This is a genomic window from Entomohabitans teleogrylli (genome assembly GCF_001484765.1).
Taxonomy (GTDB): Bacteria; Pseudomonadota; Gammaproteobacteria; order Enterobacterales; family Enterobacteriaceae; genus Entomohabitans; species Entomohabitans teleogrylli.
In genome coordinates, this window is record NZ_LLXO01000114.1 from 1 (window position 1) to 428 (window position 428).

2 tRNA genes are annotated in these 428 nt (G+C 52.1%); both read right to left on the minus strand.

The annotated features are described in order from the left end of the window. Positions 1-104: 104 nt before the first annotated feature. Positions 105-180 (minus strand) — tRNA-Ala (locus AQ981_RS25480). 106 nt (positions 181-286) lie between these two features. After that, positions 287-363 (minus strand) — tRNA-Ile (locus tag AQ981_RS25485). Positions 364-428 lie beyond the last annotated feature (65 nt).

Sequence of the window (428 nt, forward strand, 5' to 3'; positions counted from 1 at the left end):
AGTGTTTCAATTTTCAGCTTGTTCCGGATTGTTAAAGAGCAAATACATCGCAGCATACCGTCGCCGGTACACTCTGAAATATTCTGACCACCGTCAGTCGTGAATGGTGGAGCTATGCGGGATCGAACCGCAGACCTCCTGCGTGCAAAGCAGGCGCTCTCCCAGCTGAGCTATAGCCCCATTGATACCGAAATCCCGTACCGGGATTTTTACTCAGGCAGGGCATGGTGACGCCAGGCATACTGAAGTATGCGAGCGGCGCCATAACGCAGCATGAGTGAAAATCTGGTAGGCCTGAGTGGACTTGAACCACCGACCTCACCCTTATCAGGGGTGCGCTCTAACCACCTGAGCTACAAGCCTGCTGGGATTTCTTTTGCTCGTTTTTCATCAGACAATCTGTGTGGACACTGCAGTAACCGGTTCTC